This is a genomic window from Bartonella sp. DGB2 (assembly GCF_046843095.1).
Classification (GTDB): domain Bacteria; phylum Pseudomonadota; class Alphaproteobacteria; order Rhizobiales; family Rhizobiaceae; genus Bartonella.
In genome coordinates, this window is record NZ_CP177326.1 from 184,999 (window position 1) to 200,126 (window position 15,128).

Annotated in this window: 20 protein-coding genes and 3 pseudogenes; 2 read left to right on the top strand and 21 right to left on the bottom strand. The window is 46.9% G+C overall.

What is annotated here, in order from left to right; genetic code table 11:
• Positions 1–33 precede the first annotated feature (33 nt).
• Together ACK28X_RS07940 and ACK28X_RS07945 are read left to right on the top strand one after the other, a co-directional pair.
• Positions 34–299 (top strand): annotated as a pseudogene (locus ACK28X_RS07940) (BrnT family toxin).
• On the top strand, positions 277–582 hold the full coding sequence (locus ACK28X_RS07945) for a BrnA antitoxin family protein (protein WP_412058340.1): 306 nt from the start codon (positions 277–279) through the stop codon (positions 580–582). Before ACK28X_RS07940 ends, ACK28X_RS07945 begins: the two are co-directional and overlap by 23 nt.
• Positions 583–674: 92 nt before the next feature.
• Here the strand turns inward: ACK28X_RS07945 and ACK28X_RS07950 are convergent, their stop codons facing one another.
• The 21 genes and pseudogenes from ACK28X_RS07950 to ACK28X_RS08050 all read right to left on the bottom strand — a co-directional run.
• Positions 675–929 carry a hypothetical protein gene (locus ACK28X_RS07950; protein ID WP_412057135.1) on the bottom strand — a complete coding sequence of 85 codons (255 nt, stop codon included), beginning with the start codon at positions 927–929 and terminating at the stop codon, positions 675–677.
• Positions 930–1,065: 136 nt separating this feature from the next.
• Positions 1,066–1,362 (bottom strand): hypothetical protein, encoded by a 297-nt coding sequence (locus tag ACK28X_RS07955; protein WP_412058491.1) that lies wholly within the window; start codon positions 1,360–1,362, stop codon positions 1,066–1,068.
• Positions 1,349–1,846 (bottom strand): ImmA/IrrE family metallo-endopeptidase, encoded by a 498-nt coding sequence (locus ACK28X_RS07960; RefSeq protein WP_412058492.1) that lies wholly within the window; start codon positions 1,844–1,846, stop codon positions 1,349–1,351. The genes ACK28X_RS07955 and ACK28X_RS07960 overlap by 14 nt, the downstream gene beginning before the upstream one ends.
• A 169-nt stretch (positions 1,847–2,015) precedes the next feature.
• A pseudogene (locus ACK28X_RS07965) lies at positions 2,016–2,680 on the bottom strand (lysozyme).
• A 63-nt stretch (positions 2,681–2,743) separates the two neighbouring features.
• The gene (locus tag ACK28X_RS07970) at positions 2,744–3,019 is read right to left on the bottom strand and encodes a hypothetical protein (RefSeq protein WP_412058493.1); all 276 of its coding nucleotides are present in this window, start codon (positions 3,017–3,019) and stop codon (positions 2,744–2,746) included.
• A 59-nt stretch (positions 3,020–3,078) separates the two neighbouring features.
• Positions 3,079–3,975, bottom strand: coding sequence for a hypothetical protein (locus ACK28X_RS07975; RefSeq protein ID WP_412058494.1), 897 nt, complete (start codon positions 3,973–3,975; stop codon positions 3,079–3,081).
• 4 nt (positions 3,976–3,979) lie between these two features.
• Entirely contained in the window at positions 3,980–4,195 is a 216-nt protein-coding gene (locus tag ACK28X_RS07980; RefSeq protein ID WP_412057129.1) for a tail protein X, read from the bottom strand.
• 1 nt (position 4,196) lies between these two features.
• Positions 4,197–4,577 (bottom strand): phage tail protein, encoded by a 381-nt coding sequence (locus ACK28X_RS07985; protein WP_412057128.1) that lies wholly within the window; start codon positions 4,575–4,577, stop codon positions 4,197–4,199.
• Positions 4,574–6,106, bottom strand: coding sequence for a hypothetical protein (locus ACK28X_RS07990; RefSeq protein WP_412058495.1), 1,533 nt, complete (start codon positions 6,104–6,106; stop codon positions 4,574–4,576). The genes ACK28X_RS07985 and ACK28X_RS07990 overlap by 4 nt, the downstream gene beginning before the upstream one ends.
• Complete coding sequence (locus tag ACK28X_RS07995) at positions 6,075–6,452, bottom strand: hypothetical protein (protein WP_412058496.1); 378 nt, start codon at positions 6,450–6,452, stop codon at positions 6,075–6,077. Before ACK28X_RS07995 ends, ACK28X_RS07990 begins: the two co-directional genes overlap by 32 nt.
• The gene (locus ACK28X_RS08000) at positions 6,436–6,585 is read right to left on the bottom strand and encodes a GpE family phage tail protein (RefSeq protein ID WP_412057198.1); all 150 of its coding nucleotides are present in this window, start codon (positions 6,583–6,585) and stop codon (positions 6,436–6,438) included. The genes ACK28X_RS07995 and ACK28X_RS08000 overlap by 17 nt, the downstream gene beginning before the upstream one ends.
• Positions 6,586–6,590: 5 nt before the next feature.
• On the bottom strand, positions 6,591–6,917 hold the full coding sequence (locus ACK28X_RS08005) for a phage tail assembly protein (RefSeq protein ID WP_412057197.1): 327 nt from the start codon (positions 6,915–6,917) through the stop codon (positions 6,591–6,593).
• 10 nt (positions 6,918–6,927) lie between these two features.
• Positions 6,928–7,425 carry a phage major tail tube protein gene (locus ACK28X_RS08010; protein WP_412057376.1) on the bottom strand — a complete coding sequence of 166 codons (498 nt, stop codon included), beginning with the start codon at positions 7,423–7,425 and terminating at the stop codon, positions 6,928–6,930.
• A pseudogene (locus tag ACK28X_RS08015) lies at positions 7,425–8,610 on the bottom strand (phage tail sheath subtilisin-like domain-containing protein). The gene ACK28X_RS08010 and the pseudogene ACK28X_RS08015 overlap by 1 nt, the downstream one beginning before the upstream one ends.
• 355 nt (positions 8,611–8,965) lie before the next feature.
• Positions 8,966–9,208, bottom strand: a complete 243-nt coding sequence (locus tag ACK28X_RS08020; protein WP_412058053.1) for a hypothetical protein — start codon at positions 9,206–9,208, stop codon at positions 8,966–8,968.
• 11 nt (positions 9,209–9,219) lie between these two features.
• Complete coding sequence (locus ACK28X_RS08025) at positions 9,220–10,413, bottom strand: glycine-rich domain-containing protein (RefSeq protein ID WP_412058497.1); 1,194 nt, start codon at positions 10,411–10,413, stop codon at positions 9,220–9,222.
• A gap of 11 nt (positions 10,414–10,424) precedes the next feature.
• Complete coding sequence (locus ACK28X_RS08030) at positions 10,425–11,024, bottom strand: hypothetical protein (RefSeq protein WP_412058498.1); 600 nt, start codon at positions 11,022–11,024, stop codon at positions 10,425–10,427.
• Between the two features lie 40 nt (positions 11,025–11,064).
• Positions 11,065–12,351, bottom strand: coding sequence for a hypothetical protein (locus ACK28X_RS08035; protein WP_412058499.1), 1,287 nt, complete (start codon positions 12,349–12,351; stop codon positions 11,065–11,067).
• Between the two features lie 25 nt (positions 12,352–12,376).
• Complete coding sequence (locus ACK28X_RS08040) at positions 12,377–12,565, bottom strand: hypothetical protein (protein ID WP_412057119.1); 189 nt, start codon at positions 12,563–12,565, stop codon at positions 12,377–12,379.
• A 12-nt stretch (positions 12,566–12,577) separates the two neighbouring features.
• Complete coding sequence (locus tag ACK28X_RS08045; RefSeq protein ID WP_412058324.1) at positions 12,578–14,875, bottom strand: hypothetical protein; 2,298 nt, start codon at positions 14,873–14,875, stop codon at positions 12,578–12,580.
• A gap of 9 nt (positions 14,876–14,884) precedes the next feature.
• On the bottom strand, positions 14,885–15,128 hold a 244-nt coding region (locus ACK28X_RS08050), incomplete at its 5' end, for a hypothetical protein (RefSeq protein ID WP_412058500.1).

Sequence of the window (15,128 nt, forward strand, 5' to 3'; positions counted from 1 at the left end):
TGACAAGTTTTTATTTTTCGTGTACAAAAAATTATGAAAATAATTTGGGATGAACCAAAGCGCCTTTCAAACCTTGATAAGCATGCTTAGACTTTAGCGATGTCATTTATTTTGATTGGAAAAACGCTTTTATCAGTGACACCTATTCAAACCGTTTAAAAGCGATTGGCCGTTTTGCTAATGGTACAATGGTTGTTGTATTTGCACTGCTTGGAACAGAAGCTATATCTGTGATCAGCTTTCGCCCCGCTAACGAAAAAGAAAGGAAGGTTTTCAATGACCACTATAAAAAGCTTTAAGGAGGGTCGAGGCTATACAAAGGAAGATTGGGAAGATGTTACTTCTCCACCTTTAACTGATGAGGAGTTAGCGCATTTAAAACCAGCCCAAGAGGTTTTGCCTGCTTCTTTTTTTCAACGTGTGGAAGAGGAAAGACGCAAGCGTGGGCGGCCGCGGGTAAGTGTACCAAAGGAGGCTGTAACCTTGCGACTCGCCCCTGACGTCATCGCTCACTTTAAGACATGTGGGGCTGATTGGCGCGCAAAAATGAGTGAAGTCCTTACAAAAGCTAGTGAAGAGTAACCTATTTCCAACAATGTTGTTTTTTGCCGAATAGATCAGTGGTAAGTACCCAACGCGCAAGCTTTGGTTCATCGGCAACAAGGCGTGCGGGCTTATTGACTCGGGGTGGTCTCGTCCAGCCCATGCACAAGGGCGGTGCATTCATCTGACAGCCCGCCAAGAGCACGGCAGAGGTCAAAATCAGAAAGGTTAATAACTTCATCGGTGATTTTGCTCCTCTCACGAAAGGCCGAAACAGCACTCTTTAAGCTATCTACCCGTGCTATGCTTTTGCCATAAAAAAAGCCGCTCATAAAAGCGGCAAGGACTAGGGCACCATAAACCCCAAGGCGGTAGGGAAACGGCATATGCGCTCCTTAATAAGGTTCGAATCAGTCTGCCAAGTGGATTACTACGTATCCTATTGTCATTTGGATATGCCTCGCCCAAAGATATAACCAAGCGCAGTTAGTGAAATTGTGACGGATGTCTTGCTTAGATCACTTAATAACTTGACATTTTAGATACAAAAAAAGATGCAAAACAAAGAAGTGCAAATATAAAAATACCGCCAACAACTGCTATCAATGCGATAAAAAGGGGCATATTGTCCCAAGAGCCAAAGAATTCACCAAGCTTTCCGATTTTTATTTTTTCTTTTTCTATGCATTGCTGGTGATCAAGTTTTGACAGTCGCATCTTATGCTCTATAGAACTCTTCAAATCCTCTTCTAGTACTGATGAATTATCCGTATCTAGTATAGATACCTCTTTTTTTAAGCCCCCCTTATCCAATGCCATATTCAAACTCTAGTCGGTTCTTAAGCATAGGAATGGAGGTTAAGAATATCTTTGAAAGCGTTGGCAGTGGCTGTTGATAAAATTCATCCAGCATAAAGCGCGGCACAAGCAAATGAGCGGCAAAACAATTGGCTTCTTTTTCTTGCACAGCGTTTTCATTATTCAGGTCTTGGCGCATAAGGACTTTGTACGCGTTTGACGCCGCCCATTCCTTATGGAGAGTAAAGGCATGGCCAAGCTCATGGGCAATGGTAAACATTTGCCGTAAGGGATATTCATCCTTATTGATATAAATCGCGTGTTCCTCGGCGTCATAAAACCCAGAAACATTGTTAATCGCTTCCTCTGATGTAAAGCTTACAAATTTGAGTTTGATGTTTTCATTTCGTGCAAGCTCCATAACGTTAACGGGGGGAGAACTGATACCGTATGTCTTTAATAGCCCAAGAGCCGTATTCTTGGCTTTAACATAATTGGGTTGCATGGCTCTATCCTGCACTATCTTATCCCCTATAAGTATATAGTACTTTAAACATTCAAAGAGCGTTTATAGGACATTATTCACATCTTATATCACATCTTTGTATTTGTTTCTATAGTAAAAATATTTTAACTAGAACGCTTGATACGTATCTAACCCGTCAGTTAATCAGCTACAACCGTCTCTCTTTTTCATGGTGTAGGAAGACAAAAACACCCACGCTTGCGGCTAAAATCATGATGAGAGCAAATGCCCATTGCACAGGACCAGAACCACTCACAAAGCCACTTAGCCCTGATAAAGAACCAATAAGCGGCGCAATCGTTCCAGCCTTTAACAAGGCGCTCTTCTCGCTTACTTGTGGTGTTTGATAATGTGATACCACAAAGTCACCGCGCGCCCAAAGGCCAGCCTCAGCGGCGCGGCGATTGACCAAGCCAACAATACGCTTACCCCCTGCCTGCACCCATTTGGCAAGTTCACTTGGTACACAAGTGTAATCACCTTGATTAAGCTTCTTGAGAAGGGTTGAGCGTTCAAATGCATCTACCCCCACATTAAAGCAAAAGGAAACAAGTGCTCCAAATTGATTGTCGTTTAATTCAACGCTAACAAGGCCATCAACGGCTTGCTCATATTGGTGCAGATCTTGCAACAAAAGTGCTTCGGCCTCTTGTTCACGCAATACCATGCCTTGTTTGGGATAGGGAGCACCTGCGGCGGCCGTGTGGCCATAGCCAATCGCCACACACCCGCACTATCGCAATAGGCTTCACGCCTTAAACCTTCCCATTGCTTGATCAGTGCAAGCCCTTCTTTGCTAATCCTTCGGGTCATGATTACTCCAAAAAAAACCCGCCTAAGCGGGGGATTGTGGTTTCATAGAATAGGTGTGGTAAACTAACTTATATGGATCACATCATCATTAGCGGTATTTTGTGGAGGTGCATTGTCATCAATGAGATCATCCTTTGAGGGTGTGGTTGCTTGGATATGATCGACAATGCGCTCTTGGTTTTCATCAAAGATCTCACATTCAACGCTTGTGACATAGCCACTTTCAGCGGTAAGCTTGTGACTTACGCTCAACGCACGCCAAGTGGAGGGCATATAGGGTCGAAACGGTGGCGACAAGACAATCTTGGTTTCTGCCATGATAGAAGGTGCTCCGCCCATCTCAAAGCTAAATTTGGCTTTGCCGCGTGTCGCCTCATTCTTTTGTGTGCTGGCAAGGCTTACCGCGCCGCCGCCTCATTATGGGCTCTGTGACGCGCTTGTTGATAAGGCGCGTTGCCTACTTGCACGCTTTTTACAGAACCAGAGCGAATATCATTATATTGTACCGTAACACCACCCTTATCCGCAGGCCTGTCGTCTTTCTTATCCATATCCCCGCTATGGATGATATCCTCTTTGCCACTTGGCTTTGTGTCCTTCTCCTCTGGCAATTCCCAAGCTGTGCTGGCTAAACCATTGGCTTGACCCGCCTCAACCCGCGCTTCATAGCTAAACTTCCAGTCAGAACACATGCTTTCTTTAAGCGTAAACACGCCTAAATCAGTGCCACTTAGGCTTTTAGCCGTACCACGCTTAGCCAAAACCAACTTGCCATCTACGGGCTTAGCCACTGCGTCATACATAGAAGCCAACCGTGCCGCAAAGGCCATGTCACTTTCATTATGCTGATCTATATGCCGAATAACAATTTTAGCTAAATCCCTGTCCAACTTCGCTTCAAACCCATTGCGTGTTGCAATCTCTTGAGCAATCGTGCCTAAGGTAGTTTGATGATAGGATTGGCTTTTGGCGCTACGATAAGTTTTATGCATATCAGCGCTATGGCCAGTAATCGTTAAACTGCGCGGATTGGGTTTTAGTGCTATCGTATCAATCGTAAAGCTACCAAGGTCGCGCACCTCTCCCTCTGTATAGCCTAAGCGCACGCCAATAACCGTACCAATCAACGGGATAGTCAAACCATCATGACCCGCGCTCTTTGCATCATCAAGGGTAAGGGTTAAACTATTGCTTTTATTGGCCGCTTCATCCTTTACTTCAACTTCTAACAAATAGGGCGCTATTTTGTTTGTGATGTCTCTCTCATGGCTGATGATCTGACAAATAGGCTGCATGGGCTTAATCCCAAATGTTCACATAGGAGCCTGCGTTGGGGGTCGGTAGATCAGGCAAAACAAGCTTAAGACCCGCAGGCAAATGCGCTCCATAATCGGTCAAACGGTAATTAGCTTCATAAACAAGGCGTAGCGCCAAATCTTGGTAAGCCTTTGGGTAATAATTATAACAAATGGCATCCACCATATCGCCTTCACGCGTAAGATAAATCTCATCCATACTATTGACCGCTATATTCTTTAAGGTTGATGGTAAATTCTTGACGCTTTGGTTGGCCATCACGGGTAAAAATGGTGTTCTCTTCCTCTACGCTTTCAATAATAAATTCGCCAAACACCTTACCATCACCAGAGATAAGCAAAAGCGGTTTTCCCTCGCTCGCCATAGCGCGCATCGCGTCCAACTGGCCATAACCACCACGCCACTGCGGGTAGATCACCCCTTCAAGGCTGATGCTTGTTGCATTAAGCGTTGGGTTTTGCAAAACGGGCTTACGGCCTAAGCGCGCTTGCTCAACCCAGCCATAACTATCGCTTCGTGCCCATCTTTGATAAGGCAATTGCCGCAGGGAAAAGCGAAAGTCGCCTAACGCCATCATCATGCTAAATCACCCAATTGTGCCATGAGCTCACGGCGCTGTTGCATGGCCATGTCTTGCAAGGTACGCTTGATCTGCGCGGCAACGTCTTTAACATCGCCATTGCTTTGCACCGTAAGATTGCTAATCGTTATGCTTGGATTATAGGCAACAGTATTGGGAGCGCTATAGCCACTAAGACGCGGGATAGTAGCAGTGGGCGTTTGTGGTTGGCTTGATGCTATCTTGGCTTGTGCCTGCGCGTCTGCTTCCAATTGGCTATTGCCATCGCTAACAATGTTTCGTTGTACCTCTTCAACGCTTTTAGTCGTTACCGTAGCGCCAACATTAAGGCCTAATTTGTTTTTTACCCAGTTAGGCATCCAGCTGATAAGACCCATAATCTTATCTTGGAGCCATTTTGTTAAGTTATTCCAACCCAATTTTAAGCCATTCCATAAAAAGCTACAGATGCCTTTGCCAAAATTTAACATGCGGCTACCAATATTACTGATAACATCACCAATAAAGTCAAAGCAGGTTGCAAAAAAGTCAGTAATCCAATTCCAGCCGGTTTTGATGCCCTCCCATAAAAAGCCGATGATCCTCTTACCAAGCCCTAAGAAGTCAATGCTAGATATATAATTGACAACATTGCTAAAGACATCAACAACCTTCTCCCATGAGCTAGCTAGAAAGTCTGTAATGCTACTCCAGTTCTTAATAGCCAGTACCAGCGCGCTAATCCCCACAATAAGCCAACCAATAGGTGTTGCCAGCATCGCCGCGCCTAGGCTTATAAAAGCAGGTACAAGCGCCGCAAGTGCCCCAATGAGCGGTCCTGCTATATAGAGGCCAACACCCACAAGCGCCAGCTTTAGGTGATTGCTCAAAAAGCTTGCCACAGGCTTTATGCAATTATAGACCCATTTAAAACTCTCTGCCCAGTCATCTATGCTCTTGCGTAAGTCTGATGTTGGGTCTTTTAAGTCCTTCAAGGTTCCTTTAAACCACTCTAAACCCTCTTTGATCTTGTCATTGATTAAATTCTTATTGGCATCAATCAATTGATTAAGCCAATCAAGAGTCTCTTTCAAAATGGGCATAAACCCTACAGAGATCCGCTTGGTAAAGGTGCTAAAGCGATCCGAAAGGCCTTTCATACTATTATTTAAATCAAGTGCCCCCGCCACCGCATCATCACCAATAATGCTTCCCGAAGCGCGCGCCTCTTGGCGCATGGCTTTGATCTCTTCACGTGTTTTGCCCATAAAGGCCAAAAACTGCGGCCCCTTATCAAGGCCAAAGACTTGCTCGCTTAAGCCTTGTTGGCCTTCTTTCTTCATCTGCCCCATGCGCTCAATGAGATCGCCAAACAGTGCGGCGGGGTCTTTCATTTTTTCTTTAAGGCTTTGTGCACTATAGCCAAGGGCGGCAAAGGCTTCTGCACCTTTCCCTTTGCCCGTGGCGATAAATTCATTGGCGCGCCGCGTCATCTGTGCAAGACCATCGCCCATACTATCAGCCGTTATGTAAAAAACTATCGCCTGCATATTGGAGCTCTTGCAAGCTTTCCGCTGAGGTGCCAATGGCTTGTGCCCAATTATTAAGGCTAAGGGCATTGGTTGTTAGCTTCTTCTCAAGCCCATAAACACCGGCTACCAAACCACCACTGCCAAGCCCTACAAGAGCTGTCAACTTCGCAATCCGTCCTAAGCTTTTGTTTGCACCAGCCCCCACATTGTCAAAAGCCTTGCCTAAACCTTTGACCGATTTTGACAAGGTAGAAAGACCTGTAACCCGCCCCATCTTATTGAGCTTAGTTTGCATACGTTTAATGGGACCGGATATTTTATCTTCAAGCGATAGCTTGATCACGGCATTAGCTAATTTGTCCATGATGATCCTTTGAAGGTGGGGAAGGTGGTTCAGGTGGTTCAGGTGGTGTTAATCTTTTGCGCGCCCACTCGTGCCAAGAGACGAGCTCTTGTGGGGTGAGTTCTAGAAGCTCAGAAAGCGGCCAATGAAACACAAGGGCTAGGTCGGTGATGTAGGTGGCGGCTGTGTCCCAATCTCTAATTGGGATGGCCGCAAAAAATGGCCAATCATCTCCGCAAGGGCGTTCATGTCATACATGTCTAGTGCCGCTACGGCTTCTGGGGGCCAACCAGATAGCCTTACAATAAGCTTCTCAACTTGTTCCTGCTTTATACGCTCTAAGTCTACATGGCGTAAGTCTCCAACTGCGACACGCCGTAGTGTGATGTCCTCGTGAACCTTGCCTTCAAACTCAAGCGGCATGGCAAGCTCATATGTTTCTTCTAATGCAAATTTCCCTGCTAGACGTTTAACATTAACGCTCATGTTTTTTCTCCTAAAGTCCAATATTCGTGCGGTGTGCGGCAAGTTGATCAACGCCGCCAATGCGTTGGATCATGTTAACAATGTCAATCTCGGCATATTCCACATTGTCTTGTTCATAGCGGAAATATGAAAGCGTATAATCAATGGTTTGCGTGGTCTTTTGTCCTCCTTGCCATTGGCCAAAGTTCAAGCCTTTTTGAAGGCCACGTACAGAAATCACCACGGGCTCTTCTTTGCTACCTTGCGCCTGTACAGAGCCGCGCAAAATTAACGGCGTGTTAGGTGTGCTAAATAGCGTTAATAATTTAGGATCATAATCAGAAATCACCATTTGCATGGTCATGACATCAAGGCCTAACTCAATCTCAACAGGTCCATTCATACCAGCGGCGCGATGGCTTTCTACTTGTACCGTAAGATTAGGCAAAGTGACGCTATCAACGCGCCCAAGGTAAGAGCGACCGTCAAGATAAAGATTAAAATGTTTGAGAAGACGAGGTAACGCCATTAGAAAACTCCCTCAAAATAATCATTGGTTAGCCTTGAGCGAAAGACGATATGCTCAGCGGGTGTTGGTGGGGTGAAGTCTATGTCAAACCACACAACACCATCGGCTAAAGAGGCGGGCCTATTAAGTTCAGGATTGGCAATGCATTTGCCACCAAGAAAGGCACCTTGGGCTTTGAGATCACGCAAATAAGCGTTCACACTTTCGCAAACATCGTCAAAATAGGTTTTGGTAATGGTACGGTCAATCGCCCAGAGATGACTACGCAAGATGCTGTCTTCAATCATATCAGCGGTACGTACCACCGGCAAAAAGGCCCATTTGGTTTCGCTTGCCAAGGTACGATTGCCCCAAAGCCGATAGCCATTTTCGCGAATAATGGTGGTGATCTTGCTTGCATTTAACAGATTAGCTCTGCTTGCTTTGTCGCCAAGCGCAAAGTCAACGGGGCGCGCAAGCCCCAATACCCCATTCAAGACTTGGTTGGACGGTGACCACCAAAAACCTTTCTCATAGTCAATTTTGGCAATCAATCCAGCAACTGCGGCGCTTGCCGGCAGGGTAAGTATATGATCACCTGCGCTAACCTTAACAAAGGGGTCAACCATATAAAGGCGCTTGGAAGATAAATCAGCAGCATATTGCTGTGCGTCTTCATCGTGTATTGGGTCCATCAATCACTGCAATGGCGCGAAGCTTTTGCGCAATGATGCTAAGCTTAGCAACAACGGGGTTTATGATAGGCTTCTTGCTTTTTTCCTCTTGGGGTCGTTGATGGGTAAAGCCTGCTGCACATAGAATACGTGGTTCGAGCCCTAGTTTAGACTTAGCGGCTAAGAAGGCGTCAAGGCCTTCATAAGCGCCGGCCTCATTCACACCGCCAAGGACTTTTGCAAAACTTTCCCTATCTTCCTCAACCCGCACCACCACAATCACCGCACCAATTTGGTTAAAGATTTGTGCAACAGCATCAGGGAGTGTGCCACGGGCTTTACCTACTGCGCCTAATTTTGCCGCTTTAAGCCGTGATCCCGCAATCAATACGGGCTCATTAAGCGGGAACACTTGCTCATCAGCATCAGGTGCTGTGCCAATCAAGCCAATAACTGCGCTATTGACTGTGCGTATGGGGCGGGGGCCGTCGTCAATCTCAATGACTTCAGCACCATGTAAAAAATCTGTCATAGGGTAACCTCTTAGAAGGTGGGCAAAACGCAAAAAGCCCACGATGCGCAGGGTGCACAAGGCGGGCAGTTAGGGAGTGTTAATAAATAGGCGTTAGAAAGACTCAACAGCAAAAAGCAGAAGGCTTGAGCAAGCAAGCTATCGAGGGAGACGGGCTCCCTCGACTTAGGCAAGAAGCCCTTGCTGTTATTTGGAGGTTAATTCTATGAGGTTTATCCCCATAAGAGTTAAGCTTACAATTAGAAAAACGTCAGGTTGCTTGCAGATCGATCTGAGCGTTATATTCTTTTGGTAAGCTATCGTGGGTGGTTTTATGCCACCCACACTCCAAATATAGCAAAAGCAGTCAGGGTGTTCAAGGGTGATCTGACGAGGTGTGTTTATCTGCATCTAAGAGATCATGAAGAGAGGCATCGAGCGCTAGCGATTTTTGTTGTTTTTTCTCTGGCGGTATGAACTGTCCATTCTCATAACGCCAACCAATACCCGCCTCATCCGAGGGAATGGCAATAGCTCCGTCATTAAATGGATAGGTGTAGTTTTCAGGCGCGACGATTGTGTTAACCACCACGCCATCTTTTACAACAGCGTAATACATACTGTTTCCTCTTATTTTGGGTTGAGCCATATTTTGAGAAGAAGCAAACCAGCGGCTCCTTTTCCACCAAGACCAGATTTACCATGTAGCATATCTTTACAACCTAGGCCGCCATTACCGCCGCCGCCGCCGCCGCCCGCTGGAAATTCACCATCAGCGCCATCGCTTCCATCGCCAGCAGGGGTAGCTGGTTTAGTTGGCGTGAGCGGCTTAGCGGGCGTACCTTGATCGCCACCATCACCTCCTTTGCCTCCATAAGCAGAAGAGCCTCCTGCGCCTCCTGTAGGATTATAAAGTTTGTCATAGGGTGCGTTATAGCCCCCACCACCGCCTCCGCCACCGCCGTAAATGGATGCACCACCCCGACTTCCCTCATAAGCACCCCCACCACCGCCATAAGCAGAAGAAGCCGCCAACTGATAAGAGGTACCACCCTTTGCACCTCCTCCACCTTTACCACCACCGCCATAAGCTTTCTCACCGCCGCGGGCTAATATAACAAGGTCACCGCCAAGCATGGTGTCGCCACCATCTCCGCCCATACGGCCCCCGTTGCCAATTATAAAGGCGTCTTGGTCTTCTAATTCTTTCTTAAGAAACTTCTTGATGACACATTCACCACCACCACCACCATTTTTCGCAATAATGCTATCGGCTCTGTAGGGAGCGCCCGCTCCACCGCCCCCCCAAGCCCAAACCTCAACAAGGCTGTCATCTTTGATATCTTTAGGCCATTCAATACGGCCACTCTGCGTATATTTGAGTTCTATATCGGGCTTCTCATCTGACGGTGTATAGTCGGGAATAGGTGGGGGTTCTGGTTGTGGTGTGGGGCGCGGCGCTGGTGGAGGTGGTTTGGGAAGCGCTTCTATGATACGTTCTATGTGTCGTTCTACAATAAATTGCACATAGGCCTCACTGACAAGACCTTGCTCTCCTTTATCGCCTTTGTCGCCCTTATCACCTTTTACGCCTTGGATACCCTGTAAACCTTGTAAACCGCGGTCGCCTTTGTCGCCTTTGTCGCCCTTGTCGCCCTTTACGCCTTGAGGGCCACGTGGACCTTGTTCGCCGCGCTCACCTTTAGCATCAATCTTTTGAGTGAGTTCACTCTTGGTAGCGTCAATCCTCTCAGCTAAGGCTTGCTCAACATCTTCAATTTTTTTGTTCGTGTAATAGGCTGTTATGTCCTTTGGTAGAGGCATCAACGTATCCTTTATTTTGTATTCCAAAAGCGTATAGAGACACTGGCAGATTCTCCATGCTCGCCCCGATAGCTTTGACCACCACCGCTTTCATAACAGCGGGCTTTCCCGCCAGCACCACCCCAGCTACCGCCACTGGCACCTCTACCGCCATACGCATAATTTGACCAGTCATAAAATAAAGTCTGACCATTTGATCCGCGCGACCCGTCCACGGCTCTAACGGGGCTTGAACCCTGCTTAGCGAGGCCATAATTATCCCCACTACCACCGCTACCGCCTAGGCCTATATAGGTGGTGCCAGAAGAACAACGCGCGTCAGTACCATCATTACCGCTCCCAGCGTGTAATATAGTATCTATTGTGACACTAAGGCCTATATGAACATAGTGGTTATCTTTTAAATCGGCTTTAAATCCATACCAAACAGATCGACCGCCCCCACCGCCGCCGCCTCCACCACCAGCACGATACTCATTACTACTTAGCCAATTATGCTCATAATAATAATCACCGTCCCCACCATTCCCACCCGCACCATAGGCTATGATTTCAATAGCCGTGTCATCATCTACCCATTCTGGAAACTTAATATAACCGCTTGTCTCCAAATAAAGCGACGCATCAGCTGTCTTTGGCCAATTTAGGGGGTTATTCCAAATTTTTTTTTAAATCAGCAAATTGCGCATCAAAGGCTTTTTTTTGATTGGCTAGCCGATTTTGCATATCCTGTTCTTGTTGCTTTAGCTTTTGATTAAGCTCTTGCTCTATCTGTTGCTTAGTAGTGGTAATGTCACGCTCTATCTGTTGCTTGGTACTAGCAAGTGTTTGGTCGGTCTCTTTCTTAGTATAGATGTCACTGGCATCGTTCTTTAAATAGCCCCAAAACAAAATCTGCGTGCCGGCTTTAAGCGGCGCTGTTAGTTTGAGGCTAAAGGTGCTCGTTGCTTTGTTAAAACTTAATCCATAATCTTCATAATAACTATTGCCGCTTATAAAGACCATGCCATCATCAAACCCACCATCAACCTTAAATGGACCCGTTTCACCCTCTACTTTTGTGACATAAAGCTGTTGACGCAAACCACCAATCGACACCGTAGAAGTGGGAACCCAGCCATCTTTAGACATTTGCTTCATCTGATTGGGATGTTGGCTTATATCAAACGCCAAAGTGCCGATAGGAGCCTTGACAGGTAAGCTTGTAAGCGCCCCTAGATAGCGTTGTTTAAAATCAGCAAGCAATTGTTGCGTGTCATTTTTTGCTACTTGCGCACCATTGCGTGCTTGTATCGCATTGTTTAAATCGACATGCACGTGCTGCTTATCGTCTTCGACCTTTTGTTTATCAAGGGCTACGTCATCGCGTAACCTTTTCGTCTGATCAAATAGGGTCTGACTAGCCATGGTTGCGGCGGCTAAGGCTGATACTTGCCAATCATCTAAGGGGCCAAGCGTTGCATCGCTGTTTGCCCCATAAACCGCCATGACAAATAGTCGTAAAACCGCTCTCTCACGATCATAGTGAATCATCCGGCAAATGGCGTAAGCCGTACTATCATGCTTGCTGGTTAAAGCCACGAAGGGCGAGGGCACAAAGCTTTCGGCTTGCTCACCCTTAACTAAGGCAATATCGCGGATATCCCCTTGGCGAACGCTTAAAGCACCATCCACATCAGCAAGCAAAAACCCAAGTTCTGTGAGTTTGCGCAAACGCTCTGTTATCGGCCCTAAAATCTCATTAAGCCGTTTAAGCCCCATAGCCAACACTTCATTATTGGCTTCATCAAAGCTAAAGCTTTGGCCTTCAACCTTTAATAGACGCGTGTCAAGATCGCGCACCAAACGGTTCCAGCGCACATCATCTAAAATATCACTACCGCGTACACAATAGGCTGGATAGCGGCTTTCTGGGTGTTTCTTTTCTACCTGCTGCACAGCTAAAACCTTTGTTTATCTTCGCTTAAACCTCTGGCCCAACTCTAATGACTTCCTCAATCAGAGCGGGGTCAACATCTTCAAGCAGGCTTCCTAGAAAATAATTAGTACTAATGGCGGTATAGGTTGTATTATGAAGAGTCACTGGTCTATTGAATGTGACCTTATAATAGATATCGGCTTCATATTTGCTCTCTTGTGTCGTCTTTGCCATGAGTCTTCTCCTTTACGCTGTGCGACCAATATCAACGCGCTCTGCTACGTGATAGGTGTTAAGTGGGCTTTTAGTGGTGCCGGTAATCTTGATTTTATAGGCTTTGAGGGAGGTAAACTTAAATTGCCAGCGCCGCTCTATCGCGTTGGGATCTTCAGTTTTATAATCCTTGACGCTACTTGGCGCGGTAAGGCTTTTAAAATCATCACCAGCCATAAGTCGCACAACGCATGTGTGGTTAGTCTGCTCGTAGTCTTCAAGCCTTAAGCGCACCTCTACAAGGGTGACGCCTGTAGGCATTGTGCGTGCCTTTGAGATATGGGTATAATCTGTGCGTGCGCGCGCTGTTGTGATGCTTGACGCAGAGCCAAAGGTAAAGCTTGGCATAAGGTCAGTTGTTCCAATGAACACCAAGCGCGCTTCATAAAGCGGGTTAAGACCGAGCAAGAGGTTTGGTGCATCGCTAGCAATGGGTCTCCATTGGCCTTCAACACGGATTTGCCACACCAATTGACAGCCTTCGGGCACAAAGCTTTCGGCCAAAATATCAACATCACCAATGCCGCCTTCCAACACCCATGGCTCCACTTGCACTTCTGCGCGTGTTGCGTTGAAATGGGCATAATAAAGGCGCATAGCAAGATCAATTTTAGCGTCGCCCATAAACCAGCCGCCGCCATCGCCCGAATAAAAATATTGGCCTTGGCCATATTTATTGCCATTGATCGTGCAGGCCATATGCGCACCATCTGTTACCAAAACCAAAGCATAGCGGCCTTTGGTCACAAAGACGGGGCCTATAGGGACTTTGGTCTCATGGGGATAGACTTTAAGATCCTCTACTGCGATCTTGACCCGCGCCAACACCTTGTTCAAATCAGGTGCGCCGTGATCGGTTTCTGTGATCAATACATGGATGTCACCCGTTTTAGCGATTTGTGAGAAGAACAAATCAATATGGGTCAACCAACCATCCTGTGCATTGAGCCATGTTTGCGCGGCAATCGTGCCGTTTAGGGTGAACGTTTCCACCTGCGCATCCCAATAGGCTTCATCATAACTATCATACCAAAATTGGGTCACCCGCACATAGCCCGTATGGGCGGCGGCGTTGCGACGATCTTCTGGTGTTACTTCCCATGTCTCACCATCCCTGCGAAAGATCCCCGTAACGGGGTCATAGCGCCCCGAATTCCACCAAGAAGAATTGGTGCACACCGACCTTGTAACCCCATAGCGTATGCGTGTGCGGGTGCGGGTCTTTTGCACCATGTTCACACCGCTTCGCACCGTATATTGCGAAAGGATAATCTCACCATCCTTACCCGCAAGATCAAGCCTTAGTTTAGGACTATAGGCGGGAAGCGCAAAATTGCCATTAAGCATAACACGCGGCTCTAATGGATTAAGCAAGTTGATATTAGCTTTGCGCTCAGCCGCGTTGCCAAAGCGTATACCTTCTTCAACCTTACAAAGATACTCAGGGTGTTGGCTATCACTATCGGATTGCTTAAGGCTTAAATAGTGATCAGCACCCCAAAAGGACATATCTTCAGGCATGCCAACCCGCGCCTTGAGGCGACCAATATCAGCGGCGGCATTAAAAAACTCATCTTGGCGCACCACGCCTTTAAGGCTTGATGCTAAGGCGGTCATATCGGTATCCAGCGTATCAATGCGCTTACCTGTGTTGTGCATCCAGCCTTTCACATTTGTGATATCGGTTTGTACCTTCTCAAGCGAGATAATCCTATTCTCTTGCACCGCTTCAATTGAGGCTATGCCCGCAGGTGTGAGCGTGACATAGGCTACAGGTACCACAGCGCTATCAAGGATGGGCGGTTGTGGATTGGCGTTCTCAATGCCTTCTACCGCATTAACCTCTGCAAAGCGCTGATTGACGGTCGCTACGGGGCGTGGTTCGATCTTATTTGACCATTCATCTGACTCTTTATCCGACTTCTCCTTTACGAGAAAGGTAACTGGTTCAATAGCGCTATCAAGCGTTTTGCCCCAAACCGCAATGGTGACAATTTTCTTAGTGATGGTTGGTAGGTAGTTGGCAAGGGATAAAATCACCCCATTATCTTCTTGGCGCGCATATACTTTGCCATTGTAATAAAGCCTGCCTTCGCCAACCGTTACCTCCATGGGGCCGGTCTTGGCTACGGGAAAGTTCCAAAATTTGGTGGTGCTGGTGATTGCATCATGGACAATATGATCCAAACCCTCGCGCGCAAACTCACCAATATTATTGAGAGAGTCTGAGGTCATTTGTTGTTGTGGATAAAAGATGGCGGTCTTTTCCATAAAATACTCCTAAAGCTGAAAGGGTAGCGCGCTATTAAACCGCACCGATCCATTAAGCGGTGTTTGGTCATCAAAGCGGCGGGGACGCGTGGTTTGCCATGTCACCAAAATTTGGTCGCGTTGTGCTTTGGAAAGGGCAATAGCGCGCGCGACCTGTTGCATTTGGCTGTGGTCTTTCGTGTATAAAAAGCTCTTTGAGGGCAATAAAAAGTTGCGCCCTAGAAAACGCGTTGTTCCTTTGCCACAAAACATG